Here is a 24,265-nt window from a genome sequence, read left to right as displayed (position 1 = left end):
TATGGGAGAAGGTTGGAATATTGCTGTTGTTGGTGCAACAGGTGCTGTTGGTGAAGCTATTTTAGAGCTGTTGCAAGAGCGTGAATTTCCCATTGGTGAACTGACCGCAATCGCAAGTGAAGACAGTATTGGAAAATCTGTGCGTGTAAACAGCAAAAGTGTTGCTGTTCAAGGTGTTCACAATATCGAATGGGCAGATATTCAATTAGCTTTCTTTGCTGCTCCGACAGAAATTAGTGCGCAATATGCACAGCAAGCAGCAGACTCAGGCTGCATCGTCATTGATTGTAGTGGCATATTTGCTATGGATTGGGATGTACCACTGATAGTCCCTGGCGTGAATAGCTCAATGCTTGCAGAATATCGCACCCGTAATATCGTTTCTATTGCTGACAGTATGGTGAGCCAATTGTTACGTGCGATTAATCCATTAACAGAAGCTGCTGGTTTAACTCGTCTTAGCGTGACCAATTTAATGTCAGTCTCTCGTTTTGGAAAACAAGCAGTTGATGAACTTGCTGGACAAAGTGCTCGTTTACTTAATGGTGTTCCACCTGAATTAGGCCGTTTTAATAAGCAACTGGCCTTTAATATTCTACCTCTTATGGTTGATGACGAAGGCTCAGTACAAGAAGAGCGTCGCATGGTTGACCAAATTCGTAAAATCTTACAAGACGAAGGTCTTCCAATTTCAGTCACTACATTACAAGCTCCAGTTTTCTATGGTAATGCGCAATCAGTGCAATTAGAAACATCACGCCCGATGGGCAGTGATGAAGCGCGTGAAACATTGCAAGAAAATGAAGGCCTGAGTATCAGTGATGAAAATGATTTTCCAACACAAGTGACCGATGCTTCGGGGAATGTGGGCCTAAATTTAGGTTGCTTCCGTAATGATTATGGTATGCCAGAAGCCTTACAATTTTGGTCAGTGGCAGATAATGTGCGCTTTGGTGGGGCATTAATGGCTGTTGAAGTGGCAGAACAATTAATGCAGGAGCAGTTTTACTAATGAATGCGCCAGTGAGTGCTGAAGTAACAGAACAACCTTTGACTGAGTCAACGGTTATTTCTGAAAGCACAACAATCAAAATCGCGTTAGGCGTTGAGTATGATGGTAGTCGTTATTATGGCTGGCAACGCCAAAATGAAGTGCGCAGTGTACAAGAACGGTTAGAAAAAGCCCTTTCACAAGTGGCTAATGAACCTATATCAGTTTTTTGTGCCGGAAGAACAGATGCTGGAGTGCATGCAACGGGGCAAGTTGTCCATTTTGAAACAACGGCACACCGTAAAGATCCCGCATGGACAATGGGTGTTAATACCCATTTACCTGCGGATATCGCTGTACGTTGGGTAAAAACGGTTTCTGATGATTTCCATGCACGTTTTAGTGCAACGGCAAGACGTTATCGCTATGTGATTTTTAATCATCGCTATCGTCCCGCGATATTATCATCAGGAGTGACGCATTTTCATTACCCTTTAGATGCTGAGCGTATGCATCAGGCTGCACAATGTTTATTGGGTGAAAATGATTTTACCTCTTTTAGAGCCGTTCAATGTCAATCACGAACGCCATGGCGTAACGTTATGCATGTTAACGTTTCTCGATATGGTGATTATGTTGTGGTGGATATTAAAGCGAATGCTTTTGTACACCATATGGTGCGAAATATTGTCGGTAGCCTTTTAGAAATAGGGTGTGGCAATCAGGACATTACTTGGATGGCTGAATTATTAGCCTTAAAAGACAGAACCAAGGCCGCTGCAACAGCTAAAGCAAATGGCTTGTATTTGGTGGCAGTGGATTATCCTGAGCATTTTGAATTACCAAAACCTGCAATGGGCCCACTATTTTTAGCGGATAACCCTATTGAAATATCTCAATCATAAAAACACCCAGTTCTCTGAGGATTTATGGAAATATTAACGCAATTTGTTGATTTGATAAAATTTCTAATTGATTTTATTTTACATATTGATGCGCATTTAGCAGAGCTTGTCGCGCAATATGGTACATGGGTCTATGCCATTTTGTTTCTGATTGTTTTTTGTGAAACAGGGCTGGTGGTAACGCCATTTTTACCTGGTGATTCATTGCTGTTTGTTGCTGGTGCTTTAGCTTCTTTAGATACCAATGATGTGAATGTCCATATTATTGTCTTACTGTTGCTTTGCGCCGCGATTTTAGGTGATGCAGTGAACTATTCTATAGGGCGACTTTTTGGCGAAAAGCTATTTAGTAAGCCTAATTCACGTATTTTCCGTCGTGAATATCTGGACAAAACCCATGCTTTTTATGAAAAACATGGTGGTAAAGCGATTATTTTGGCAAGATTCGTGCCGATTATCCGAACTTTTGCGCCATTCGTTGCAGGAATGGGAAAAATGTCATATCGTCATTTTGCCTTTTATAATGTTACTGGGGCAATTGCATGGGTACTGTTATTTACTTATGCGGGATACTTTTTTGGTGACTTAGATATAGTTCAAAAGAACTTAAAATTGCTAATTGTTGCCATTATTGTTATTTCTATTTTACCGGGCGTCATTGAGATCATACGCCATCGCAGAGCGAGTGCAAAAGCGAAGAAAGAAAGTGATAGCAAAGAGGTTTGAGCAGTTATCATTAGTTTTTGCCGTAGAATAGCCATAATAAAGAGATGCGCTGAAATTCAGTAAGCGGTATCATCATAAACTTTGCTAACCACACAGCCAGTGCATTGTGGTTGATACGCTCACAATAATTTTACTGGCGAAGGTCAGATTCAGACGAAAAGGTCCGTTAATGAGCTGGATTGAAAAAATTCTAAATAAAAGCACTATCACAAGTTCACGTAAAGCCAATATCCCAGAAGGAGTTTGGACTAAATGTGATAGCTGTGGACAGGTACTCTATCGCGCAGAATTAGAGCGTAATTTGGAGGTTTGTCCTAAATGTGATCACCATATGCGCATTTCAGCGCGCCGTCGCCTTGAGACTTTCCTTGATACAGGAAGTACCACAGAATTAGGTAGTGAATTAGAGCCTAAAGATATTCTGAAATTCCGCGACTCCAAAAAATATAAAGACAGAATTAGCGCTGCTCAAAAGCAAACTCAGGAAAAAGACGCATTAGTCGTCATGAAAGGAACATTGAAAAAGATGCCAGTTGTTGCTGCTTCTTTTGAGTTTGCGTTTATGGGCGGCTCTATGGCTTCTGTTGTGGGGGCGCGCTTTGTTCGTGCTGTTGAACAAGCACTAGAAGATAATTGTCCTCTGATTTGCTTCTCTGCAAGTGGCGGTGCGCGTATGCAAGAAGCGCTGATGTCATTAATGCAAATGGCAAAAACCAGTGCAGCATTAGCAAAAATGCAAGAACGTGGTTTGCCTTATATCTCAGTGATGACTGATCCTACAATGGGCGGTGTTTCTGCAAGTTTAGCCATGTTAGGCGATATTAACGTTGCGGAGCCTAAAGCACTGATTGGTTTTGCAGGCCCACGCGTTATTGAGCAAACTGTACGTGAGAAACTGCCAGCAGGTTTCCAACGTAGTGAGTTTCTGTTAGAAAAAGGGGCGATTGATATGATTGTTCGTCGTCCAGAAATGCGTGATGAGCTGGCTGAATTACTGGCTAAGCTGACTCAATATGATTTAGTCGAAGATGAAGATGAAATTATTGGCGAAGAAATGATTGCTGATGAAATCGAATCTGCTGATAACGAGCCAGAAATTAACATCGAAACGAATAAAAAAGAAGATGTCTAATATCATAACTGCTCCTAAAGCCACATCGCCTCTGTCGGTGTGGCTTTCTTATCTTGAACACTTACATTCAAGCGCCATTGATATGGGGTTAGAACGTGTAGGCGAGGTAGGAAAAATATTAAATGTGTTACGCCCTGCACCTAAAGTCATTACTGTTTCAGGTACAAATGGAAAAGGCACAACCTGTCATATGCTAGAGTCAATCTTGATGGCATCAGGATTGAAAGTCGGCGTTTATAGCTCACCTCATCTTGTTCGCTACACAGAACGTGTACGTATTCAAGGCAAAGAACTTTCCGAAGATGCTTTTTGTGAAGTTTTTGCAGAAATTGAACAAGCTAGAGGCGATATTTCGCTGACCTTTTTTGAATATGGCACTCTGGCTGCGCTGAAGTTATTTCAACAAGCACAACTTGATGTTGTTATTCTTGAAGTAGGATTAGGCGGTCGATTAGATGCGACGAATATCGTTGATGCAGATATTGCTGCTATCACAAGTATTGCACTCGATCATACTGATTGGTTAGGTGCAGATAGAGAGCATATTGGTCACGAGAAAGCCGGTATTTTCCGTGCTAATCACTACGCTGTTGTGGGTGAGCCAGATATGCCTCATTCCATTGCTGAAGTTGCCAATGGAAAACAGGCTAAGCTTTTCCGTCGAGAAACGGATTGGTCTTTTGTTATTGAAGGTGATCATTGGCATTGGCGTTGTGCTGATTGTGAATTTGATGCGTTGCCTATCCCTAATATTCCGCTAGCCAATGCGGCGACAGCGATGGGGGTCATCCGTTGCTTGCTCAAATCTGATGATAAGGTCAGTCAAGCAATAACACAGCAAAGCATTGTTGAAGGTATGTCTCGAGCACAATTACCTGGACGTTTTCAGATAATTTCACAGCATCCTCTAGTTATCTTTGATGTGGCACATAATCCTCATGCAGCAGGATATTTAGCTGAAAAATTATCACAATTACCGCGTAAGTCTGATACCAAAGTGCGTATTGTTGTTGGTATGCTAGGTGATAAAGATATTGCGGGAACATTAGCGTGTTTAATGCCATTGGCGGATAATTGGTATGTTGCGCCACTTAATGAATTTCGTGGCGCTTCAGCGGATGTACTTGCTCAACATCTTGAAAACCCATCGGTATTTGAGAGTGTAGAGGCAGCATGGAAACAAGCTATGTCCGATGCTAATCCTAATGATATCGTCGTGGTTTGTGGCTCATTTCATACAGTCGCACATGTGATGGAATTTTTGGAAAAGGAGAGTGTGGGTGGCGAGTAAATTTCAAAATCGCTTAGTCGGAGCCGTGGTATTAGTGGCAGTAGGGGTTATTTTTTTACCTGCGTTGCTTGACGGCGATAAGAAATATAACGAAGACCAATTTGCCGCTATTCCTTTAGTACCCAAACCAGGCGATGAACAAGAAATTGAATCTATCGCTCCTATAGAGCAAACAACGACGCCTTCAACACCATCAGAAGGCGCTTCTGAAGCAATGCTTTCTGAAGCAGTCACGGGTGTTGAACAATCTACGGCAACAGCACCACAACCACCAACCGTTGTTCCTGTTACGCCACCAGTACAACCAACGCCGACACCTCCTGTACAGCCAACGCCTGTACCACCGGTGGTCACGCCACCTGTACAACCACCAGCACCACCAGTGCAAGAAACCAAACCACCAAAAGGTGAAGCTTGGGTTGTTCAATTAGGTGCATTGAAAAATGCGGCGAAGGTTGAAGAAATTATTGCGAAAATGCATTTCTCAGGTTACCCGGTGTATACCGTACCCGCGCGTCCTGTTGCTGGTCAAATGACTCGAATTTACATTGGGCCAAGTGCATCTAAGTCAGAATTACAGGCTATTTTGCCTCATTTAAAAGAGCTTACAGGCTTACAAGGTGAGGTAAGGGCATATAAGCCTTAATTTTTCTAAATGAGTCATCTGATGAGCGATGTAACAAAGCGTTAACTTATTGCGGCGATTATGATTTTTCATATCGCCGTAAATTATTTTGAAATTAGTGAAAATTAGCATTACGCAAACGTTTTCGTTTTCTGTTAGAATGCTTCCGTATTAATGCGGAGCATCATTTTTGGATAAAGAATTTATGGTCTGGATAGATTACGCCATCATTGCCATTATTGGTTTTTCCGCATTAGTCAGCCTGATCCGTGGCTTTGTTCGTGAAGCATTATCACTCATCACCTGGGGTTGTGGTTTCTTTGTTGCTAGCCAGTTTTATCCTTATCTTGCCGTCTATTTTACCCGGTTTGAAGATGAACTGGTTCGTAACGGGATTGCAATAGTCACTCTGTTTATTGCGACACTGATTGTTGGTGCTGTTGTGAACTATGTGATTAGCTCTCTTGTTCAACGCACAGGGTTATCAGGTACAGATCGAGTTTTGGGGGTCTGTTTCGGGGCATTAAGAGGCGTGCTGATCGTGTCAGCATTATTGTTTGTTTTAGGAGCATTTACGCCTATGGCAGATAGCGCTGATTGGCAACGTTCTGAACTTATTCCTCAATTCAACCATATTATTAGGTGGTTCTTTGACTACCTGCAAAATGCGTCAAGTTTCGTGTCGGAGAGAATATAACCTCTCCGTCTGGCTGATGAGGATCTATTCATGTGCGGTATTGTCGGTATCGCTGGAGCGAATCCAGTAAACCAATCAATTTATGATGCGTTAACGGTGTTACAACACCGAGGTCAAGATGCAGCTGGCATTGCAACGATAGACGGTAACAACGGTTTCCGTCTTCGCAAAGCTAATGGACTGGTTAAAGATGTGTTTGAAACCCGTCATATGTTGCGTTTAAAAGGTACTATCGGGATAGGGCATGTCCGTTATCCAACAGCGGGTAGTTCTAGTGCATCAGAAGCGCAGCCTTTTTATGTGAATTCACCTTTTGGTATTACGTTGGCGCATAATGGTAATTTAACCAATGCGCATTTATTACGTCGACAATTATTTGAAACAGCGCGTCGCCATATCAATACCACCTCTGATTCTGAAATCTTACTTAATGTATTGGCATATGAATTAGACCGTTTTGACCATTTCCCTCTAGAGCCTGATAATATTTTTGCTGCAGTCGCAGCAATGCATAAAAAATTACGTGGTGCTTATGCTTGCGTTGCGTTGATCATCGGCCATGGTTTATTAGCTTTCCGTGATCCCTTTGGTATTCGTCCTTTAGTTCTCGGTAAACGTACATTAGAAGATGGCCGCCATGAATATATGGTCGCATCTGAAAGTGTTGCATTAGATACTTTAGGCTTTGAGTTCTTGCGTGATGTTGCCCCCGGTGAAGCAGTTTATATCACTGAACAAGGACAACTCTTTACCCGCCAATGTGCTGAAAATCCACAATTAATGCCTTGTCTATTTGAGTATGTTTATTTTGCTCGCCCAGATTCCTTTATTGATAAAATTTCTGTTTACAATGCACGTTTGCGTATGGGGCAAAAATTAGGCGCTAAAATTGCGAAAGAGTGGGAAGATTTGCAGATTGATGTGGTCATTCCTATTCCAGAGACCTCGTGTGATATCGCATTAGAAATCGCTCATATTCTTAATAAACCGTATCGCCAAGGCTTTGTAAAAAATCGCTATGTGGGGCGTACTTTTATTATGCCCGGTCAACAAGAACGTCGTAAGTCAGTAAGACGTAAATTGAATGCAAATCGTGCAGAGTTTCGTGATAAAAATGTTCTGTTGATTGATGATTCTATTGTTCGTGGCACAACGTCAGAGCAAATCGTCGAGTTAGCAAGAGAAGCAGGAGCGAAGAAAGTCTATTTTGCTTCAGCTGCGCCAGAAGTTCGCTTCCCTAATGTGTATGGTATTGATATGCCAAACGCTAATGAGCTTATTGCTCATGGACGTGAAGTGGATGAAATTCGTAAATTAATTGGTGCTGATGGGCTTATCTTCCAAGATCTCTCTGATTTAATTGCCGCTGTACAAGAAGAAAATCCTGATATTAGTCAGTTTGAATGTTCTGTATTTGATGGTGTTTATATAACGAAAGATATCGACCAAGATTATCTAGATTATTTAGAAAATCTTCGTCGTGATGATGAACACAAAATTCGTGATCAAAATGAAATAGAAAACTTGGAAATCTATAACGAAGGTTAGTTTTTCGGTAATATAATGCCCTTATAAAGCGTCGATGCTAGCGTGTTCTGCATCGGCGCTTGTTTTTTGAGGGTTAATCATCATAATGATTTATGTTGATATATATTCTGAGGATTATAATGAAAAAGCTGATAGTTGGGCTAACCGGTGCCAGTGGTGCAATTTACGGTATACGTTTATTAGAAATTCTGAAATCTGTACCGTCAGTTGAAACGCATTTAGTGATTAGCCAAGCTGCTCGCCGTACTATTTCATTAGAAACTGATTATTTGCTAAAAGATATCCATGCTTTAGCAGATGTGATTTATGACGATCGCGATATTGGTGCGTCAATTTCTTCAGGATCGTTTCGTGTCAGTGGGATGGTAATTTTACCTTGCTCAATTAAAAGTTTATCCGGTATTGTTCATAGTTATACCGATACTTTAGTCACTCGTGCTGCAGATGTTGTGCTGAAAGAAGGGCGTAAATTGGTGTTGTGTGTGCGTGAAACGCCTCTGCATTTAGGTCATTTGCGTTTAATGACACAAGCTTCTGAGTTAGGTGCCGTGATTATGCCACCTGTACCAGCATTCTATTTTCAGCCTAAAACCATTGATGATATTGTCAATCAAACGGTTAATCGTGTACTTGATCAGTTTGAGATTGATTTACCTGATGATTTGTTTCAAAGGTGGGAAGGCGATAAGCCTGCCCGCTAAGTATACTCGTCGTTACTCGTCATACTTCAAGTTGTAGCGTTGTTGACTGCGTTCATTCGCACTAGTCACATACTATTGTATGCTCCTAGTGACTCATTTACTTGTCGTCTAGCTACACCTTGAATTATTTAGAGTATCTATTAGGTAGAATATTTATTCGCACTAGTCACATCGAATTATTGAAAATAGAAAAAGAGATTATTTTCCTGTGGTTATAATATCTTTTAATGCCTCTTCTAAATGTGGGTAGCGAAACTCAAAGCCAGCACTGAGTAATTTTTCAGGAATGGCTTGTTGCCCGCCTAATACTAATGTGGCGCTTTCTCCCATCACTAAACGTAATACACTTTCAGGAACCGTCATTAAGGCTGGGCGATTAAATGCTTTTCCTAATAAGCGAGTAAATTCTTTATTCTGTACAGGGTTAGGTGCAGTTAAGTTAAAAGCGCCTTTAGCATCTTGAGTCTTAAGCAAGAAAATAATCGCACTGACCATATCATCAATATGGATCCACGGCATATACTGTTTTCCGCTTCCTAATTTGCCACCTAATCCTAACTTAAAGGGTTTACTCATTTTAGGTAGTGCGCCACCGAGTGTTGAAAGTACAATTCCTGTACGTAACAAACAAACACGAGTTAATGGTGTTTGTGCTTCAAGAGCAATACGCTCCCACTCAGCACAAAGCTCATGTGTAAACTCAGGGTTTGCTGGCGTCTGTTCAGTGACTTGCAAATCACCTTGGTCACCATAAAAGCCAACCGCAGAACCAGATATGAAAACAGAAGGGGGAGAGTCGCTGGCTTTAATTAACTCAACTAATTTTTGAGTTAAATCACAACGGCTGTTAATGAGTTTGTGTTTTTGAGCAGGTGTCCAACGGTTATCGGCAATGGGTTCTCCAGCAAGATTAATGACCGCATCAAACCCATTAAGATTTTGTTTATCACTGAGTTGAGTCCAACAGGTGATTTCATTACAAAAGTGCGAATAGACTTTTTGAGGAGAACGAGAAAGCACTGTAATATCATTATTAGACAGTGCAAGTTCACACACTAATGCTTTGCCAATTAATCCTGTACCACCTGTGATAAGTATTTTCATCACCATCCTCCTGATCATCTTACCTAATAAAGAATAAATATCATCCTGACATTATGAATTGCTTTTATTCACCAAAGAGTTTTTTAGCTGCTGGGCGTTGGTTGATCTTATTTAGCCATTTTTCTATCGCAGGATAATTAGCCAAATCAATATTGTGGTGAGCATGAAGACGGGCCCATGTATATGTAGCGATATCCGCAATGCTGTATTCTTGGCCACCAAGGTAAGGTGATTGCGCTAATCTTTTTTCCAATACGCTATATAGACGCTGTGTTTCTTCAGTATAACGTTTAATTGCATAAGGGACTTTTTCTGTGGCATAGCGGGTGAAATGATGATTTTGTCCTAACATGGGGCCAAAACCTCCCACTTGCCAAAACAACCATTGTAGTTGTGTTGTTTTTTCGCGTAAATTTTGGCTAATTAATTTGCCACTTTTTTCAGCTAGATAGATAAGAATAGCACCAGACTCAAAAATAGAGAGTGGTTCGCCTCCATCTGCTGGTGAATTATCAACGATGGCAGGAATTTTGTTGTTAGGGGAAATTGCTAAAAACTCAGGCTTAAATTGATCACCTTTACTAATATCAATGCGATGTAACTGATAAGGTAGGCCTGCTTCTTCGAGAAAAAGTGTTATTTTCTGGCCATTTGGGGTATCTGCGTAATATAAATCAATCATTGAAAGCTCCAAAGTAAAGTAGGCACGAAATGTTTAGTATATCCACAGTCTGCCTTCTAACATCATAAAAAGCAAAAAAGCGCAAGATGGATAAGACAAGTCTCGTATGATTATTGTAGTGGTGAAAAATAGTGATTTTGGTATATTCAGGATAAAAATTACGATCGTTTAGTATCGGTTAAAAAAGGTTTGTTGAGGATGGAACAAGAAAAGACGGCATTGGTTGAGTGGGTTGATATTGTTGATGATAAAAATGAAGTCGTTGCACAAGCAACACGTCAACAAATGCGAGCTGAAAACCTACGACATAGAGCAACGTATATTGTTGTTCATGATGGGATGGGTAAAATTTTGGCGCAACGTAGAACAGAAACAAAAGATTTTTATCCCGGTTGGTTAGATGCCACAGCAGGTGGTGTTGTCCAACAAGGTGAAAATTTACTGGAAAGCGCGCGTCGTGAAGCAGAAGAAGAACTCGGCATTGCGGGGGTTCCTTTCGCTGAACATGGGCAATTTTATTATGATGATAAAAGCTGTCGTGTATGGGGAAGTCTATTTAGTTGTGTTTCTCATGGGCCTTTCGCTCTGCAAGCAGAAGAAATAGAGGAAGTGTGCTGGTTAACCCCCTCTGAAATCACAGAGCGTTGTGATGAATTCACGCCAGATTCACTAAAAGCGCTTTCTCTTTGGTTAACACGTAATAACAGTACACGTTTAGAAACCCGAGAAACCGTCGATTAAGGGGTACTTTGCCCTATTTCAAAGCGATAAGCATAGTTGATAACGGTATCTTCGAATATAGCGTTATCATCTTCGTCTTTTAAGCGTTGTAAAAGGGCGATAAGGTGTTTTCCTGCCTCTTTTCCCATTTTGTGATAATCAAAACGAATTGACGTAAGAGATGGTGATATTTGATCACTATTATCAGAGCCTTCCAAACAAGCAATGGCCAGATCTTGAGGGATCTTAATTAATCGCCTTTGGCACTCAAAAATCATTCCTAACGCAATGCTCTCATGACTACAAATAACGGCATCTAATTCAGGTTGCCGCAATAAAATTTCTGTTAAAGCTTGTCTACCATAAGCCATAGATGCGGGATCAGGTGTAGTGACACTTTGCTCAGCATTTAAATAATTTTTCAGTAAGGCTCGTGACCAACCTGTTATTTGCTGGTGGTGTAAACGCTGGCCTTGTAAAGCGCCAATATAACCGATACAACGTCTTCCTTGGGTGATTAAATGACTAGTTAAATCATATGCAGCTTGCTCATAAGAGCAATCAATACTAATGGCGGCTTGTTCATCAGATTGACTCGCAACACTGACAACCGGCACGTTGGCATTACTAATATGTAAAAAATGAGTGGGACTGAGTTGTGATCCAAAGACAACCAATGCGGCAGGATTGCTTTGTAATAGCATATTAATCACATCACTGGCTTTATGTGGTTGATATTCATAACAACCAACGAGAATTTGATATTGATGGCGATTTAATATTTGCTGTAAAGATTGCATAAAATCAGCACTGGCTTTATCTGTGAAAGAGGGTAACAGCACTGCAATAATATGACTTTGAGCCGAAGCTAACGCGCCTGCTGAGGCATTAGGAATATAACCAAGTTCCTCTACGGCTTGATTAACTTTCTCTCTTAACTTATCAGAGACCAACTCAGGGGTTCGTAATGCACGCGAAACGGTCATTGAACCGACTCCAGCGTGTTTAGCGACATCTTGTAATGTGACGCGACCTGTATTTCGGCGCTTACGTGTTTTGATCATGTGTGATTATGCTTGCTTAGCCTATTTTATTAACCGCAGATCCTACCTGAAATCTTTCTATTATGCTGAAACAATACAGTGTCAATTGTTGGCATTTTCTGCAATTAACATTTTATTAAAATGATAGCGCTATCACAATTACGAACGATCTATCTAGATAGCGCTACCATTAATGATTACTATCCTTAATAACGAAGCTCAAAGAGAGTCTTATTGAGGTTACAAAGATGCTTAAAACATTATTAACACCTGATGTGGTACAAGTGGTTCCGAGCGTTAGCGATTGGCGAGAAGCCGTTAAAGTGGCGTGTCAGCCATTAGTTGATAAAGGGTGCGTTGAACCTCGTTACATCGATGCTATTTACAAATCACATGAAAAAATAGGGCCATATTATGTTTTAGGTCCGGGTATTGCGATGCCTCATGCTCGTCCTGAAGATGGTGTTAACCAACTTTCTCTTGCATTAACGATTGTTGAGCAAGGAGTGGAATTTGGTGCTGATGAAAACGATCCGGTGAAATTACTGATTGTTTTAGCTGCAACAGATAACGATAGCCATATTAATGCCATTATGAAATTAGTCGAACTTTTTGATAACGATAAAGATATTCAAACGCTATTTAATGCGAAAAGCAAAGCGGATGTATTAGCAGTTATCAACAACTATTAATGACAATTTAAAATTACCAAGGGGAATACCATGAAAATTACAGTTGTGTGTGGAAATGGTTTAGGCAGTAGTTTAATGATGGAAATGAGTATCAAAAGTATTTTAAAAGATCTCGCTGTCAATGCAGAAGTGGATCACGTTGATTTGGGTTCAGCAAAAGGTACGCCAAGTGATATCTATGTTGGAACTCGTGATATTGCAGAACAGCTTAATTCTCAAGCCGTAAATGGAAGAGTAGTTTCACTGGATAATATGATTGATAAAGTTGCGATGAAAGAAAAACTTTCTGTTGCATTACGTGAATTAGGCGCGTTATAAGGAGCCTATCATGGACTTTTTCCGCTTTCTAATGAGTGATGTGCTTTCAGAGCCTTCTATTTTAGTGGGTTTGATCGCATTGATTGGATTAATTGCCCAGAAAAAACCAGTTACGGAATGTATTAAAGGCACGGTAAAAACCATTATGGGTTTTGTGATTTTAGGTGCTGGTGCCGGTCTTGTCATTAACTCACTGGGTGATTTCTCAACGATTTTCCAACATGCATTTGGCATTCAAGGTGTTGTGCCTAATAACGAGGCAATTGTCTCTATTGCACAAAAAAGCTTTGGTAAAGAAATGGCTCTGATTATGTTCTTTGCCATGTTGATTAATATTTTAATTGCTCGTTTAACACCGTGGAAATTTATTTTCTTAACGGGTCACCATACATTATTTATGTCAATGATGGTGGCAGTTATTCTGGCAACAGCGGGCTTAGAAGGCGCTGTATTAGTTGCGGTAGGTTCATTAGTTGTTGGGATTTCAATGGTGTTTTTCCCAGCCATTGCACACCCTTATATGAAAAAAATTACCGGTTCTGATGATGTGGCATTAGGACACTTCTCAACTATTTCTTATGTCGTTGCGGGCTTTATCGGCAGTAAATTTGGTAATAAAGAGCATTCAACAGAAGAGATGAATGTGCCTAAAAGCTTGTTATTTTTACGTGATACGCCAGTCGCAATTGCCTTTACTATGGGCATTATTTTTGTCATCACATGTTTATTTGCGGGCGATACTTTTGTTCGTGAAGTTAGTGGTGGTAAAAACTGGTTTATGTTCTCGTTAATGCAATCTATAACCTTCGCAGCAGGTGTTTATATTATTCTGCAAGGTGTGCGTATGGTTATTGCTGAGATTGTTCCTGCATTTAAAGGTATTTCAGATAAGTTAGTTCCTAATGCAAAACCTGCTTTAGATTGCCCAGTTGTATTCCCTTATGCACCCAATGCGGTATTAGTTGGCTTTTTAAGTAGCTTTGCTGCGGGTGTTATCGGCATGTTTATTCTGTATGCTTTAGATTGGACAGTAATAATTCCTGGTGTGGTTCCTCATTTCTTCGTGGGTGCAACAGCTGGGGTATTTGGTAATGCGACCGGTGGACGTCGTGGTGCGATTTTAGGGGCATTCGTTCAAGGCTTATTAATTACTTTCTTGCCTGTATTCCTATTACCAGTACTTGGAGACATCGGTATTGCTAACACCACATTTAGTGATGCAGACTTCGGTGTTATCGGTATTTTATTAGGTATTATTGTTCGTTGATAGTATTTGTTTATTGAACTTTAATAGATGCTCGACTTTCTAATCAGTCGGGCATTTTTTTTGTAGAAATAATGCACTTAAATTTTTTTATATATTCAATATATTATGATTAGTTCCCCGTATGCACAGGGATAAACCGGGGCAGACGCTAAAGCGGATAATGTTCAAGCTGTGTTCCCAGTATGCACGGGGATAATGATAAATAGTATTGTAATAATATAAATATTTTGTTATTTCATTTTAATGGTGATTTTTTTGCTAAGAGGATTTAGATAAATATCCGGATAAAATATAACTAGATATAGCTCTAATTTTTGATATTAAATTTAGAAAATGATGCCTATAAATAATAGACTCTAAATTATGTAAAATAATGATTGGGTTAATATGAATAACGATTATTATAATTATTGGGGAAAATTCACGTCGGAAGAAAATAATGAGTGTTACCACTTACTTCCTTATCATAGCCTTGATGTCGCTGCAGTTGGTGCAACACTCTTCTCTGTAAATAAAAAAATTATAAAAGATATTTCTGAATACCTACAAATTAGTCCTGAAAACTTCTCTAAATTTTTTTTATTACTACTTTCTCTTCATGATATTGGTAAGTTTTCATCGTCATTTCAGTATATTAATAAAAATATTATCGATAATAATAAAATTCCGGAAAGTAGATTTTCTTACGATGGAAAAAAATATCGTCATGATTGTTTAGGGTATCACTTTTGGAAAGAAATAAAAGATACAGTTTACTCATCAATAATACTATCTGATGGGAATTATAATAACCGTAAACTATCAAAAGGTTTCCTGATAATTATTGAGACCGTATTAGGGCATCATGGTAAACCAATTAATAAAAATGATATTGATTATATGGGGAATTTTACTCATGAAAATAATAAAAAAGCGGTGTCAGAATTTACAGTTGATATATTAAAATTATTCAAACCTCAAATCTCTGTAGATCTTTTCTTGAACGATGATTGGCTAAATAGGTTAAAACAAATCTCATGGTTACTCGCCGGAATGTCAACTCTTTCAGATTGGATTGGTTCTAATAAAGATTATTTCCCTTATCGTAGAAATAAAATACCTTTATCTGAATACTGGCTTTTAGCCCTAAAACAAGCCAAAAAAGCAACGCTAGCAAGTGGTTTTAATCAGGATCATGTAATCTTGTCATTTATTTCCGTTGAGCATAGTTTTGGCTATAAACCAACGCCATTACAACAATGGGCAGAAAATGTACCTATAAATAAATATCCACAGCTTTTTATATTAGAAGATACGACTGGTTCTGGTAAAACAGAGGCTGCATTAACATTAGTTCATAGATTAATGGAAGCTGATGCAGCGGATGGGTTTTATTTTGGCTTGCCTACACAGGCGACATCCAATGCCATGTTTTCAAGGATAGCGAATTATTATCCCAATATATTTCATAAAGATAGTGATATGCCAAGTATTGTACTTGCTCATGGGGCTAGTGCTATGAATGAGCAATTTATGAATATGATCCAAAATGGCAATGAACAATATAATCGCGCGGATAGTACTGCATCAGCACAATGCTATCAATGGTTATCAGATTCACGAAAAAAGGCATTATTAGCAACAATTGGTGTGGGGACTATAGATCAAGCTTTACTTGCTATGTTACCGCGAAGACATCAATCTTTAAGATTGTTAGGGCTAAATAGAAAAGTCATTATTTTTGATGAAATTCATTCTGCGGATGAGTTTATGTTTGAAATTATTGAACATTTATTATCAGCACATTTATATCAAGGTGGTTCAGTTATTCTATTAACTGCAACGCTATCATTAAAGCAAAGGCAGAGGATTATCAACAGTTGGTTTAGTGCACTTAATCAACCAAAAGAGGAAATTAAATCAAAACATTTTCCATTAGCCACACATTTAACTTATTTTCCTGATGTAACGCTGAAAGAATATCCACTGGAAAGTAGGAAAGAGGTTAGCCGAAAAGTTAAAGTAGAAATTGTTAATGAAGAACAAGAATGTATTAATATTGTTATCGATGCTGTTAATAATGAAAAATGTATTGTTTGGATAAGGAATACAGTTAATGATGCAATTAATGCTTATCGAGAAATAAATAAAGTCTTACCTGAGAATAGAGATAATTGTCTGTTATTTCATAGTCGTTTTACGTTGAAAGATAGAAAAATATGTGAAGAGCAAGTACTGAGGCGTTTTGGGAAGTCCAGTACAGCCCAACAAAGAAAGGGTACTGTATTAATTGCCACACAAGTATTTCAAGAGAGTTTAGATGCAGATGCAGATATTATGATTTCAGATATCTGTTTTATTGATGATCTTATTCAACGTTCAGGGCGATTACATCGACATACTAGAACAGAAAATGGGGATTATATACCAGCTTCAATCGATAGGCGACAATCTCCTATTTTATATCTACATGCACCTTTATTTACAGATACACCATCAAATAACTGGTTAGTAGAACATTTTTCATCAACAGAGGCTGTTTACCGTTCTCCTGGTCGTTTGTGGTTAACATTAAGAAGCCTAATTCAATTAGGAGAAATTAATATGCCACAAGATGCTAGGCAGTTAATTGAATCTGTTTATAGCGATAACGCTTATAATGAAATTCCACAGGCTCTAATTTATAAAGAAAATAATGATTTAGGAGAGCGTAAAGCACAAACGGTTAAAGCCAAGCTACAACTATTGAAGCTAAATAAGGGTTATAGTGAAGAGAGCTCAGAATTTTGGACAGAAGATCATTATGATATAAGTACGCGATATAGTGATATGGAAACAGCTAATATTCTTTTGCTGAAAAGAGTGGAAGATATATATCTTCCTTGGATAGCTGATGAGCGCCACTCTATTGAGCTAAGTACAGTTAAGATTTCGAAAAATAAATATGCAGATAAATTAGCTTCAGTATCTCAAGAAATAACGGAGAAAATAAATAAACAATATCCACAAACTCGATATTTACAATTGTGGATCCCAGAAGAAGATCACTATTATCAGTATGATCCTCTAATCGGTTTTAGTGAAAGACAGGAATTGTCATGAATATTATTAATCAACCTTGGCTACCTTTTCATTTTCGTAACGGTGAGATTAAAACGCTTCCTATTTCTGCTATTTCTCATCCTGATATTGTCGACTTTGCTTTAAATAGAGCCGATTTCCAAGGTGCAGCTTATCAATTTACCATTGGGTTATTACAAACTGTATTTGCGCCAAAAAATGAGGATGAATGGGAAGAATATTTTGAATCACCACCTTCTGATGAGGAGTTAAAAAGTGCTTTTAGTAAAGTGGCTCATGCTTTTAATATAACGGGTAGTGCTCCTTTATTTATGCAAGATTTCTCAAAATTAGAAGAACAAAAAAATATCCCTATAGCTCAGTTGTTAATTGATGCGCCGGGTGAAAACGGAATAAAGAAAAATACTGATCATTTTATTAAGCAAGGTATTGCTGATGTAATGTCATTAGAAATGGCAGTATTAGCATTATTTACCTTACAAATAAATGCCCCAAGTGGTGGCCAAGGCCACTTAGTTAGCTTAAGAGGAGGTGGCCCTTTAACGACATTAATATACCCCACGGAAGAGCATTCAACATTATGGCAAAAATTATGGCTAAATGTGATTAATAGAGAATTTTGGGAATATGCTGAACCGAATTTTGATGATGGCAGTGTTTTTCCTTGGCTAGTTCCCCTAGATTTAAAAGAAGGAAAAGGTGAAAAAATTTCGCCTGGCGATGTTCATCCTCTTCATATGTACTGGGCAATGCCTCGTAGAATCAGATTAAAAGTAGAAAATAAACCTACCATTTGTCAAATTAGTGATAAAAAGAGTCATTCTTCAGTTAAATATTATTTTACTAAAAACTATGGTTTAGATTATCAAGAAGGTTGGTTGCATCCATTGACACCATATTATTGGGATGCTAAGAAGCCAGAAACTTTTCCTAATTCACTTAAAGGAAGACAAGGCGGTATTCATTATAATCTTTGGGACAGATTATTGCTATCAAGTGATGAAAATGGGCAAAAAAGTGCTACCGTTGTCAGTCATTACTTAAAGTTATATCAACTATTAGAGTTAACAAGAAAACCTCGATTGCTTATTTTTGGTTATGATATGGATAATATGAAACCTCGAGGATGGTACGCCTTAGAAATGCCTATTTTTCATGTAAGAGATAAATATCATAATCAAATAGTGAATGAAATAAAAATCATCCAAGCATTGACAATAGACTGTTTGAAGAGAGTAAAAGAACAGATAAAAAAAGCATGGTTTAATAGTCCTAAAGATATTAAAGGAGATATTAGTTTTATTGATTTAACTTTTTGGCAAAGAAGTGAAAATATATTTTTTGAAGTTGTTCAAAATATTATTGTTCAAACACAGAAAGAGGATTTTCTAACTCCAGAACAAGCAAAAAAATGGTTAAATACAATTAGAAAAATTAGCCTTTCTATTTTTGATGAATATGCTTTATCTGCATTAGGAACACCAAAATCAGTTAGTGGATGTATTAAAGCAAGAAATGATTTAATTAATGATCTTTATGGTAATAAAAAAGTAAAAATATTCACTGAAAACTTTAAAATTACTAAAAGAAATGGAGAGTGATATGGGAGCTTATAAATTAGATAATATTACTTTGTATGGATATCCAGAATTACAATCAAATGTATTACGTTGGTGGGAAAGTTTATTTTTATCATCAGATGAATTAAGTAAAAAAGGTATTATCTCTGCACCAAGTCGATATAAAGCAGAATTAAAACGTTGTGAATCAATTACTGCTATTATGTTGACTGAAGGATTTCGTGCATTATGGTTAAGCTTTCCCTCTGAGCTTATTAATCAAGCTAAAACTGAAGATATTGAACGTTGGGCAGTCATTGTCGCTGTATTAGTTTACATCACTCAAAATGGTGAAAAACACTTTGCTACTATTGCTGGTGAAAAAGATGAAAGTAAAAAATCTTGTATTAGTGAATCACGTTTTTTACAACTACAATCTTCCCGTAATTATGATGAGTTTATAAGGCGACTAAGACGGATTTTAATTCAAATTAAAGGAAAATCCTCAGTTTTATCTATGTGTAAAGATCTTGAAAAATGGGTTTTAGAAAAACAACAAATTCGTTCTGTACAAGCAAGTGAACAAGTTATTGTTGAATGGGCAATGAAATATTATCGAGCAGCCATTTAACAGTTTAATTAATTTAATAAGGAAATGAAATGAGCCAATTTATTCAATTACATATTTTAACTTCTTATGCTCCTTCTAATTTAAATCGTGATGATTTAGGTCGTCCAAAAACGGCAATAATGGGAGGGGTTGAACGCTTAAGAATAAGCTCACAAAGTTTAAAACGTCATTGGCGTACATCAGAGTTATTTAATGTTGCATTTTCTAATAATATAGGTATTCGCACTAAAAAATTCGGATTACAACTTTATGATGCATTAATTGAAGGTGGGATTGCTGAAAAAAATGCCAAGAAATGGACTGAGTTAATTATAGAACAATATGGAAAAATAAAGAACGGCTCTATTGAAACAGAACAGCTTGTTCATATTAGTCATTTAGAAAAAACTTTGGCATTTGATTTGATCAATTTACTTATTAAAGAACAAAGAGAGCCTAAAAAACAAGAACTAGAGAATTTAAAAGAAATAAGTACCTCAGTAGATATTGCGTTGTTTGGTAGAATGTTAGCTTCAGCACCGAAATATAATATAGAAGCAGCTTGCCAAGTTGCTCATGCTATTAGTGTTCATAGTACGGTTGTTGAAGATGATTATTTTACTGCTATTGATGATTTAAATAATGGTGAAACAGATATGGGATCGGCTCATATTGGTGAAACAGGTTTTGCAGCTGCACTTTTTTATAGTTATATCTGCATTAATAAGACTCAATTAATTGAGTCTTTAGACGGTAATGAAGAACTTGCAAATAAAGCAATTCAAGCATTAACTGAAGTGGCAATTAAAGTTTCGCCAACAGGTAAACAAAATAGTTTTGCTTCTCGTGCTTATGCGAGCTGCGTTTTAGCGGAAAAAGGAAGTTATCAGCCACGTTCTTTATCTGTTGCGTTTCTAAAACCAATTGATGATGACGATATGGAAACTGCATCTATTAATGCATTGAATTCTCGAATGGAGAATTTTGATAAAGTTTATGGGGCTTGTGCAGATTCTCGCTATAAGCTCAATGTAGCGCAAGCTGAAGGTTCGCTCTCTGGATTATTACAATTTGTTGCTGAGTAATGAGGAGATATTATGGCTCAATATCTCGTTTTTCGTCTTTATGGACCACTTGCTAGTTGGGGGCTACCAGCAGTAGGTGGTGATAGACAAACAGGATTAGCTCCTTCACGTTCAGCTATTTTAGGCTTACTGGGCGCCGCGTTAGGTATTAAGCGAGAAGATGAAAACAAATTAACCCAATTACAGCAAAGCATTTTAGTTGCTGCAAAACAATTTGTACCAAGTACGTTATTAAGAGATTTCCATACGACACAAGTGCCTTCAGTTCGTAAAAATATTACACATGCTACTCGTCGTAGTGAATTAGCTGAAAAAGAGTTGAATACTATTTTATCTAGTCGTGATTATCGATGTGATGCTATATGGGTTGTCGCGATTAAATTAACACCAAATGCACAATATACACTTGAACAGTTAAAAAATGCGTTATTAACGCCTGTTTATGTTCTGAGTTTAGGGCGTAAATCTTGTCCTCTATCTTTACCGATGATGCCTAAAATTGTAGAAACAAAGCAATTACAAGAGGCATTAGATACTGAATTTCCTAATATAACAGCATCTACCAAAGCCGATAATTATTGGTTCAGGTCGGATGGATGGGTGACGTATTTTTGGGAAGGAAGCCATCAAGATATTGAGGGTGAAAATATTATGATATTACACCCTTGGGATGATCCTATAAATAGACAGCATTGGCAATTTCGTCAACGTAAAATGTATCAAATGAGCGTAAAAAGGGAGAGCGAATAATGTATTTATCAAGGATCACAATAGGCGGTTCTTCTGATTATTTGCACTCTTTATTGACGAATAAACAGCAGGCAGGATATACGATTCATCAGCTATTATGGCAGTTATTTACTGAAGAAAAAGAACGCTCATTTTTGTATCGAATAGAAATAGAAAAAAATGGTACACCCATTTTTTATATTCTTTCTTCGGTGACTCCAGCAATTAAACACGCTTTTTTTAAGATAGAAACTAAACCTTTTTTACCAAAATTAGCCCCAAAAATGAAATTAGCATTCTCATTAAGAGCAAATCCAACAGTTTGTATTACTGATAAAGAAGGGAAGCAACATCGTCATGATGTTCTTATGCATGCTAAGAAACAAGCTCAATTAAACGGAAATTATTCTAGTCATGATGATATTCAACATTTGATGCAACAAGCTGCATTAAATTGGATAACTTCTGAAAGTCGTTTAAATAAATGGGGGATTTCATTAACCCAGCTACCTGATATTAAAGCTTATACACCTGAGCGTATTAAAAAACCGTCAGGCAAAATAATGGCTTTTTCTTCAGTTGATTATCAAGGTGTGCTAACAATTGAAGACCCGCATCTATTTTGGCAACAATATCAGCAAGGATTTGGTAGAGCAAAGGCCTTTGGTTGTGGGTTGATGCTCATTAGGAGCATCTAATGGTCTTTATTCCTTTAAGACCCATTCCAATTAAAGATAGGCATTCAATGATTTTTATTGGAATGGGACGAATTGATGTGAAGGATGGTGCTTTTGTTGTTATTGATGAAATTAATGGCGAAAGAATGCTTATTCCTGTGGGGTCATTAGCATGTATTTTACTGGAACCAGGAACTCGTATTAGTCATGCGGCAGTTAAGTTGGCGGCAACCGCAGGAACATTATTAATATGGGTTGGTGAAGCAGGTGTACGACTTTATTCTGTTGGACAACCTGGTGGCGCGCGATCAGATAAGTTGTTGTATCAAGCAAAATTAGCACTTGATAGTGATTTGCGTTTAAAAGTTGTTCGTAAAATGTTTGAACTTAGATTTGGTGAGCCTGCTCCTTTAAAAAGGAGCGTGGATCAACTGCGTGGTATAGAAGGAGCTCGAGTTAGAAAGCAATATCAAATGTTAGCTAAGGAATTTAAGATTGATTGGAAAGGGCGACGTTATGATCCAAAGGATTGGGAGTCTGGAGATATTATTAATCGTTGTATCAGCGCCGCTACAGCCTGTTTATACGGTGTTACTGAAGCGGCAATTTTAGCTGCAGGTTATGCTCCTGCCATTGGTTTTGTGCATACAGGAAAGCCACTTTCGTTTGTTTATGATATTGCGGATATCATAAAATTTGACACAGTTGTGCCTGTTGCATTTAAGGTTGCATCATATAAAGCAATTGCACCCGATCGTGAGGTACGTGTTGCTTGTAGAGAAGCGTTTCGAAAGCATCAAACACTCAATAAACTTATACCTCTAATTGAAGAGATCCTTTCTGCTGGTGATATTCTTCCTCCTGAACCACCTATTGATGCTCAACCACCTGCAATTCCTCAAGCTCGCCCTTTTGGTGATGAAGGGCATAGAGAAAAATAGTAATGAGTATGATTGTTGTTGTAACTGAAGCTGTACCGCCTAGATTAAGAGGGCGGTTAGCTGTGTGGTTATTGGAAGTTAGAGCAGGGGTTTATATCGGCAATGTTTCTGCTCGAATAAGGGAAATGATTTGGCAACAAGTTAATACGCTTGCCGAAGATGGTAATGTTGTTATGGCATGGGGAACTAATACTGAATCCGGTTTTGATTTTCAAACGTATGGTGAAAATCGTCGAGAGCCTATTGATTTTGATGGCTTAAGGTTAGTGTTGTTTAAATCTTTAGACGATGAATAATTTTGGTAAAAATAAATATATTTTTTTATTTAATTAAATCAAATGGATATAATTAGAGTGTTCCCCGTATGCACGGGGATAAACCGTGATTTGGTTTGAGAACGGGAAGATTCAAATTGTGTTCCCCGTATGCACGGGGATAAACCGCCTGCTTGGTATTTTTCGATATCTGTATAACAGTGTTCCCCGTATGCACGGGGATAAACCGCATTGTGACACCACGTCAGGGCGGCACGGAAAGTGTTCCCCGTATGCACGGGGATAAACCGCACTGACCCCTGAGTTTGCTAAAACCTCCGATCGTGTTCCCCGTATGCACGGGGATAAACCGGTTTTAATCAAGCCAAAGATGTGCCAGGTGCGTGTTCCCCGTATGCACGGGGATAAACCGGCTTCTCGCGCAAAGTAAAATGTTGCGCCGATGTGTTCCCCGTATGCACGGGGATAAACCGCGGACGAACGCAGACTATCCGCATGATATTAAGTGTTCCCCGTATGCACGGGGATAAACCGCCGAAACCGCCAGAGCCTACCGCAACACCGAAGTGTTCCCCGTATGCACGGGGATAAACCGGATAATGAGAACGAAAAAGGGGGAATAGGTACGTGTTCCCCGTATGCACGGGGATAAACCGATAGGGTAGGGGATCACGATAGGTTAGGCGCAGTGTTCCCCGTATGCACGGGGATAAACCGCCAGTAAGATTCTTTATTTTCTAAGAACACCCGTGTTCCCCGTATGCACGGGGATAAACCAACTGGCACAAAAGAAGCGATTGAAGTAAAAACGTGTTCCCCGTATGCACGGGGATAAACCGGCCTCTCCAACCTCTGATGTAAAAATAGCGACGTGTTCCCCGTATGCA

At 38.4% G+C, this 24,265-nt stretch carries 24 protein-coding genes and 1 CRISPR repeat array (1 of these 25 running past the window's edge); of the genes, 21 read left to right on the top strand and 3 right to left on the bottom strand.

Annotation, left to right across the window (positions count from 1 at the left end):
• Position 1 precedes the first annotated feature (1 nt).
• The 9 genes from LG402_RS13425 (at position 2) to LG402_RS13385 (ending at position 8,616) form a co-directional block, all read left to right on the top strand.
• On the top strand, positions 2–1,012 hold the full coding sequence (locus tag LG402_RS13425) for an aspartate-semialdehyde dehydrogenase (protein ID WP_227335731.1): 1,011 nt from the start codon (positions 2–4) through the stop codon (positions 1,010–1,012).
• Positions 1,012–1,896, top strand: a complete 885-nt coding sequence (truA, locus tag LG402_RS13420; protein WP_227335730.1) for a tRNA pseudouridine(38-40) synthase TruA — start codon at positions 1,012–1,014, stop codon at positions 1,894–1,896. The genes LG402_RS13425 and truA overlap by 1 nt, the downstream gene beginning before the upstream one ends.
• A gap of 24 nt (positions 1,897–1,920) precedes the next feature.
• Positions 1,921–2,622 (top strand): DedA family protein, encoded by a 702-nt coding sequence (locus tag LG402_RS13415; RefSeq protein WP_109407267.1) that lies wholly within the window; start codon positions 1,921–1,923, stop codon positions 2,620–2,622.
• Positions 2,623–2,791: 169 nt separating this feature from the next.
• The gene (accD, locus tag LG402_RS13410; protein WP_166540742.1) at positions 2,792–3,754 is read left to right on the top strand and encodes an acetyl-CoA carboxylase, carboxyltransferase subunit beta; all 963 of its coding nucleotides are present in this window, start codon (positions 2,792–2,794) and stop codon (positions 3,752–3,754) included.
• Positions 3,747–5,045 carry a bifunctional tetrahydrofolate synthase/dihydrofolate synthase gene (gene folC, locus LG402_RS13405; RefSeq protein WP_227335729.1) on the top strand — a complete coding sequence of 433 codons (1,299 nt, stop codon included), beginning with the start codon at positions 3,747–3,749 and terminating at the stop codon, positions 5,043–5,045. The genes accD and folC overlap by 8 nt, the downstream gene beginning before the upstream one ends.
• Positions 5,035–5,691, top strand: a complete 657-nt coding sequence (gene dedD, locus LG402_RS13400) for a cell division protein DedD (RefSeq protein ID WP_109407264.1) — start codon at positions 5,035–5,037, stop codon at positions 5,689–5,691. Before folC ends, dedD begins: the two co-directional genes overlap by 11 nt.
• Positions 5,692–5,875: 184 nt before the next feature.
• Complete coding sequence (gene cvpA, locus LG402_RS13395) at positions 5,876–6,367, top strand: colicin V production protein (RefSeq protein ID WP_023581692.1); 492 nt, start codon at positions 5,876–5,878, stop codon at positions 6,365–6,367.
• A gap of 30 nt (positions 6,368–6,397) precedes the next feature.
• Positions 6,398–7,915, top strand: a complete 1,518-nt coding sequence (purF, locus tag LG402_RS13390; RefSeq protein ID WP_072068629.1) for an amidophosphoribosyltransferase — start codon at positions 6,398–6,400, stop codon at positions 7,913–7,915.
• A 119-nt stretch (positions 7,916–8,034) separates the two neighbouring features.
• The gene (locus tag LG402_RS13385) at positions 8,035–8,616 is read left to right on the top strand and encodes a UbiX family flavin prenyltransferase (RefSeq protein WP_166540740.1); all 582 of its coding nucleotides are present in this window, start codon (positions 8,035–8,037) and stop codon (positions 8,614–8,616) included.
• A 198-nt stretch (positions 8,617–8,814) separates the two neighbouring features.
• On the opposite strand, the gene LG402_RS13380 is transcribed toward LG402_RS13385, so the two are convergent.
• Both LG402_RS13380 and LG402_RS13375 read right to left on the bottom strand, forming a co-directional pair.
• Positions 8,815–9,720 carry a TIGR01777 family oxidoreductase gene (locus tag LG402_RS13380; protein WP_166540739.1) on the bottom strand — a complete coding sequence of 302 codons (906 nt, stop codon included), beginning with the start codon at positions 9,718–9,720 and terminating at the stop codon, positions 8,815–8,817.
• A 64-nt stretch (positions 9,721–9,784) separates the two neighbouring features.
• A complete protein-coding gene (locus LG402_RS13375) occupies positions 9,785–10,402 on the bottom strand; it encodes a glutathione binding-like protein (protein ID WP_072068626.1) in 618 nt (205 codons plus the stop codon).
• A gap of 198 nt (positions 10,403–10,600) precedes the next feature.
• Between LG402_RS13375 and yfcD the strand changes: the two genes are divergently transcribed.
• Positions 10,601–11,143: an NUDIX hydrolase YfcD gene (gene yfcD, locus LG402_RS13370; RefSeq protein ID WP_072068625.1), complete on the top strand. Its 543-nt coding sequence runs from the start codon at positions 10,601–10,603 to the stop codon at positions 11,141–11,143.
• On the opposite strand, the gene LG402_RS13365 is transcribed toward yfcD, so the two are convergent.
• Positions 11,140–12,186: a LacI family DNA-binding transcriptional regulator gene (locus tag LG402_RS13365; protein WP_227335728.1), complete on the bottom strand. Its 1,047-nt coding sequence runs from the start codon at positions 12,184–12,186 to the stop codon at positions 11,140–11,142. The genes yfcD and LG402_RS13365 overlap by 4 nt on opposite strands.
• Before the next feature lie 227 nt (positions 12,187–12,413).
• On the opposite strand from LG402_RS13365, the gene LG402_RS13360 reads away from it, so the two are divergent.
• The 11 genes from LG402_RS13360 to cas2e all read left to right on the top strand — a co-directional run bounded on the left by LG402_RS13360 (position 12,414) and on the right by cas2e (position 23,399).
• Positions 12,414–12,857 (top strand): PTS sugar transporter subunit IIA, encoded by a 444-nt coding sequence (locus tag LG402_RS13360; protein ID WP_227335727.1) that lies wholly within the window; start codon positions 12,414–12,416, stop codon positions 12,855–12,857.
• A gap of 30 nt (positions 12,858–12,887) precedes the next feature.
• Complete coding sequence (locus tag LG402_RS13355; RefSeq protein ID WP_088495113.1) at positions 12,888–13,175, top strand: PTS sugar transporter subunit IIB; 288 nt, start codon at positions 12,888–12,890, stop codon at positions 13,173–13,175.
• Positions 13,176–13,185: 10 nt separating this feature from the next.
• Positions 13,186–14,442 (top strand): PTS ascorbate transporter subunit IIC, encoded by a 1,257-nt coding sequence (locus LG402_RS13350; RefSeq protein WP_227335726.1) that lies wholly within the window; start codon positions 13,186–13,188, stop codon positions 14,440–14,442.
• A 387-nt stretch (positions 14,443–14,829) separates the two neighbouring features.
• Positions 14,830–17,523 carry a CRISPR-associated helicase Cas3' gene (gene cas3 / locus LG402_RS13345; RefSeq protein WP_227335725.1) on the top strand — a complete coding sequence of 898 codons (2,694 nt, stop codon included), beginning with the start codon at positions 14,830–14,832 and terminating at the stop codon, positions 17,521–17,523.
• Positions 17,520–19,103, top strand: a complete 1,584-nt coding sequence (casA, locus tag LG402_RS13340) for a type I-E CRISPR-associated protein Cse1/CasA (protein ID WP_227335724.1) — start codon at positions 17,520–17,522, stop codon at positions 19,101–19,103. Before cas3 ends, casA begins: the two co-directional genes overlap by 4 nt.
• Position 19,104: 1 nt before the next feature.
• Positions 19,105–19,692: a type I-E CRISPR-associated protein Cse2/CasB gene (gene casB, locus LG402_RS13335; RefSeq protein ID WP_227335723.1), complete on the top strand. Its 588-nt coding sequence runs from the start codon at positions 19,105–19,107 to the stop codon at positions 19,690–19,692.
• Between the two features lie 29 nt (positions 19,693–19,721).
• Positions 19,722–20,756, top strand: coding sequence for a type I-E CRISPR-associated protein Cas7/Cse4/CasC (cas7e, locus tag LG402_RS13330; RefSeq protein ID WP_227335722.1), 1,035 nt, complete (start codon positions 19,722–19,724; stop codon positions 20,754–20,756).
• Between the two features lie 12 nt (positions 20,757–20,768).
• A complete protein-coding gene (gene cas5e / locus LG402_RS13325; protein ID WP_109407254.1) occupies positions 20,769–21,506 on the top strand; it encodes a type I-E CRISPR-associated protein Cas5/CasD in 738 nt (245 codons plus the stop codon).
• On the top strand, positions 21,506–22,183 hold the full coding sequence (gene cas6e / locus LG402_RS13320) for a type I-E CRISPR-associated protein Cas6/Cse3/CasE (protein ID WP_109407253.1): 678 nt from the start codon (positions 21,506–21,508) through the stop codon (positions 22,181–22,183). The genes cas5e and cas6e overlap by 1 nt, the downstream gene beginning before the upstream one ends.
• The gene (gene cas1e / locus LG402_RS13315) at positions 22,183–23,103 is read left to right on the top strand and encodes a type I-E CRISPR-associated endonuclease Cas1e (protein WP_109407252.1); all 921 of its coding nucleotides are present in this window, start codon (positions 22,183–22,185) and stop codon (positions 23,101–23,103) included. Before cas6e ends, cas1e begins: the two co-directional genes overlap by 1 nt.
• 2 nt (positions 23,104–23,105) lie before the next feature.
• Entirely contained in the window at positions 23,106–23,399 is a 294-nt protein-coding gene (cas2e, locus tag LG402_RS13310) for a type I-E CRISPR-associated endoribonuclease Cas2e (RefSeq protein ID WP_227335721.1), read from the top strand.
• Positions 23,400–23,456: 57 nt separating this feature from the next.
• Positions 23,457–24,265: direct repeats of the CRISPR family, unit length 29 nt; unit sequence GTGTTCCCCGTATGCACGGGGATAAACCG (it continues 745 nt past the right edge of the window).

Origin of the sequence: Proteus sp. NMG38-2, from assembly GCF_020640995.1 — a bacterium.
GTDB lineage: Bacteria > Pseudomonadota > Gammaproteobacteria > Enterobacterales > Enterobacteriaceae > Proteus.
Note: the sequence above shows the minus strand (reverse complement) of the source record. Positions and strands in the feature narration are given on the sequence as shown.

Coding starts and splice junctions, on each gene's coding strand:
- LG402_RS13425 (WP_227335731.1), top strand. CDS start 2: ATGGGAGAAGGTTGGAATATTGCTGTTGTTGGTGCAACAGGTGCTGTT.
- truA (WP_227335730.1), top strand. CDS start 1,012: ATGAATGCGCCAGTGAGTGCTGAAGTAACAGAACAACCTTTGACTGAG.
- LG402_RS13415 (WP_109407267.1), top strand. CDS start 1,921: ATGGAAATATTAACGCAATTTGTTGATTTGATAAAATTTCTAATTGAT.
- accD (WP_166540742.1), top strand. CDS start 2,792: ATGAGCTGGATTGAAAAAATTCTAAATAAAAGCACTATCACAAGTTCA.
- folC (WP_227335729.1), top strand. CDS start 3,747: ATGTCTAATATCATAACTGCTCCTAAAGCCACATCGCCTCTGTCGGTG.
- cvpA (WP_023581692.1), top strand. CDS start 5,876: ATGGTCTGGATAGATTACGCCATCATTGCCATTATTGGTTTTTCCGCA.
- purF (WP_072068629.1), top strand. CDS start 6,398: ATGTGCGGTATTGTCGGTATCGCTGGAGCGAATCCAGTAAACCAATCA.
- LG402_RS13385 (WP_166540740.1), top strand. CDS start 8,035: ATGAAAAAGCTGATAGTTGGGCTAACCGGTGCCAGTGGTGCAATTTAC.
- LG402_RS13380 (WP_166540739.1), bottom strand. CDS start 9,720: ATGAAAATACTTATCACAGGTGGTACAGGATTAATTGGCAAAGCATTA.
- LG402_RS13375 (WP_072068626.1), bottom strand. CDS start 10,402: ATGATTGATTTATATTACGCAGATACCCCAAATGGCCAGAAAATAACA.
- yfcD (WP_072068625.1), top strand. CDS start 10,601: ATGGAACAAGAAAAGACGGCATTGGTTGAGTGGGTTGATATTGTTGAT.
- LG402_RS13365 (WP_227335728.1), bottom strand. CDS start 12,186: ATGATCAAAACACGTAAGCGCCGAAATACAGGTCGCGTCACATTACAA.
- LG402_RS13360 (WP_227335727.1), top strand. CDS start 12,414: ATGCTTAAAACATTATTAACACCTGATGTGGTACAAGTGGTTCCGAGC.
- LG402_RS13355 (WP_088495113.1), top strand. CDS start 12,888: ATGAAAATTACAGTTGTGTGTGGAAATGGTTTAGGCAGTAGTTTAATG.
- LG402_RS13350 (WP_227335726.1), top strand. CDS start 13,186: ATGGACTTTTTCCGCTTTCTAATGAGTGATGTGCTTTCAGAGCCTTCT.
- cas3 (WP_227335725.1), top strand. CDS start 14,830: ATGAATAACGATTATTATAATTATTGGGGAAAATTCACGTCGGAAGAA.
- casA (WP_227335724.1), top strand. CDS start 17,520: ATGAATATTATTAATCAACCTTGGCTACCTTTTCATTTTCGTAACGGT.
- casB (WP_227335723.1), top strand. CDS start 19,105: ATGGGAGCTTATAAATTAGATAATATTACTTTGTATGGATATCCAGAA.
- cas7e (WP_227335722.1), top strand. CDS start 19,722: ATGAGCCAATTTATTCAATTACATATTTTAACTTCTTATGCTCCTTCT.
- cas5e (WP_109407254.1), top strand. CDS start 20,769: ATGGCTCAATATCTCGTTTTTCGTCTTTATGGACCACTTGCTAGTTGG.
- cas6e (WP_109407253.1), top strand. CDS start 21,506: ATGTATTTATCAAGGATCACAATAGGCGGTTCTTCTGATTATTTGCAC.
- cas1e (WP_109407252.1), top strand. CDS start 22,183: ATGGTCTTTATTCCTTTAAGACCCATTCCAATTAAAGATAGGCATTCA.
- cas2e (WP_227335721.1), top strand. CDS start 23,106: ATGAGTATGATTGTTGTTGTAACTGAAGCTGTACCGCCTAGATTAAGA.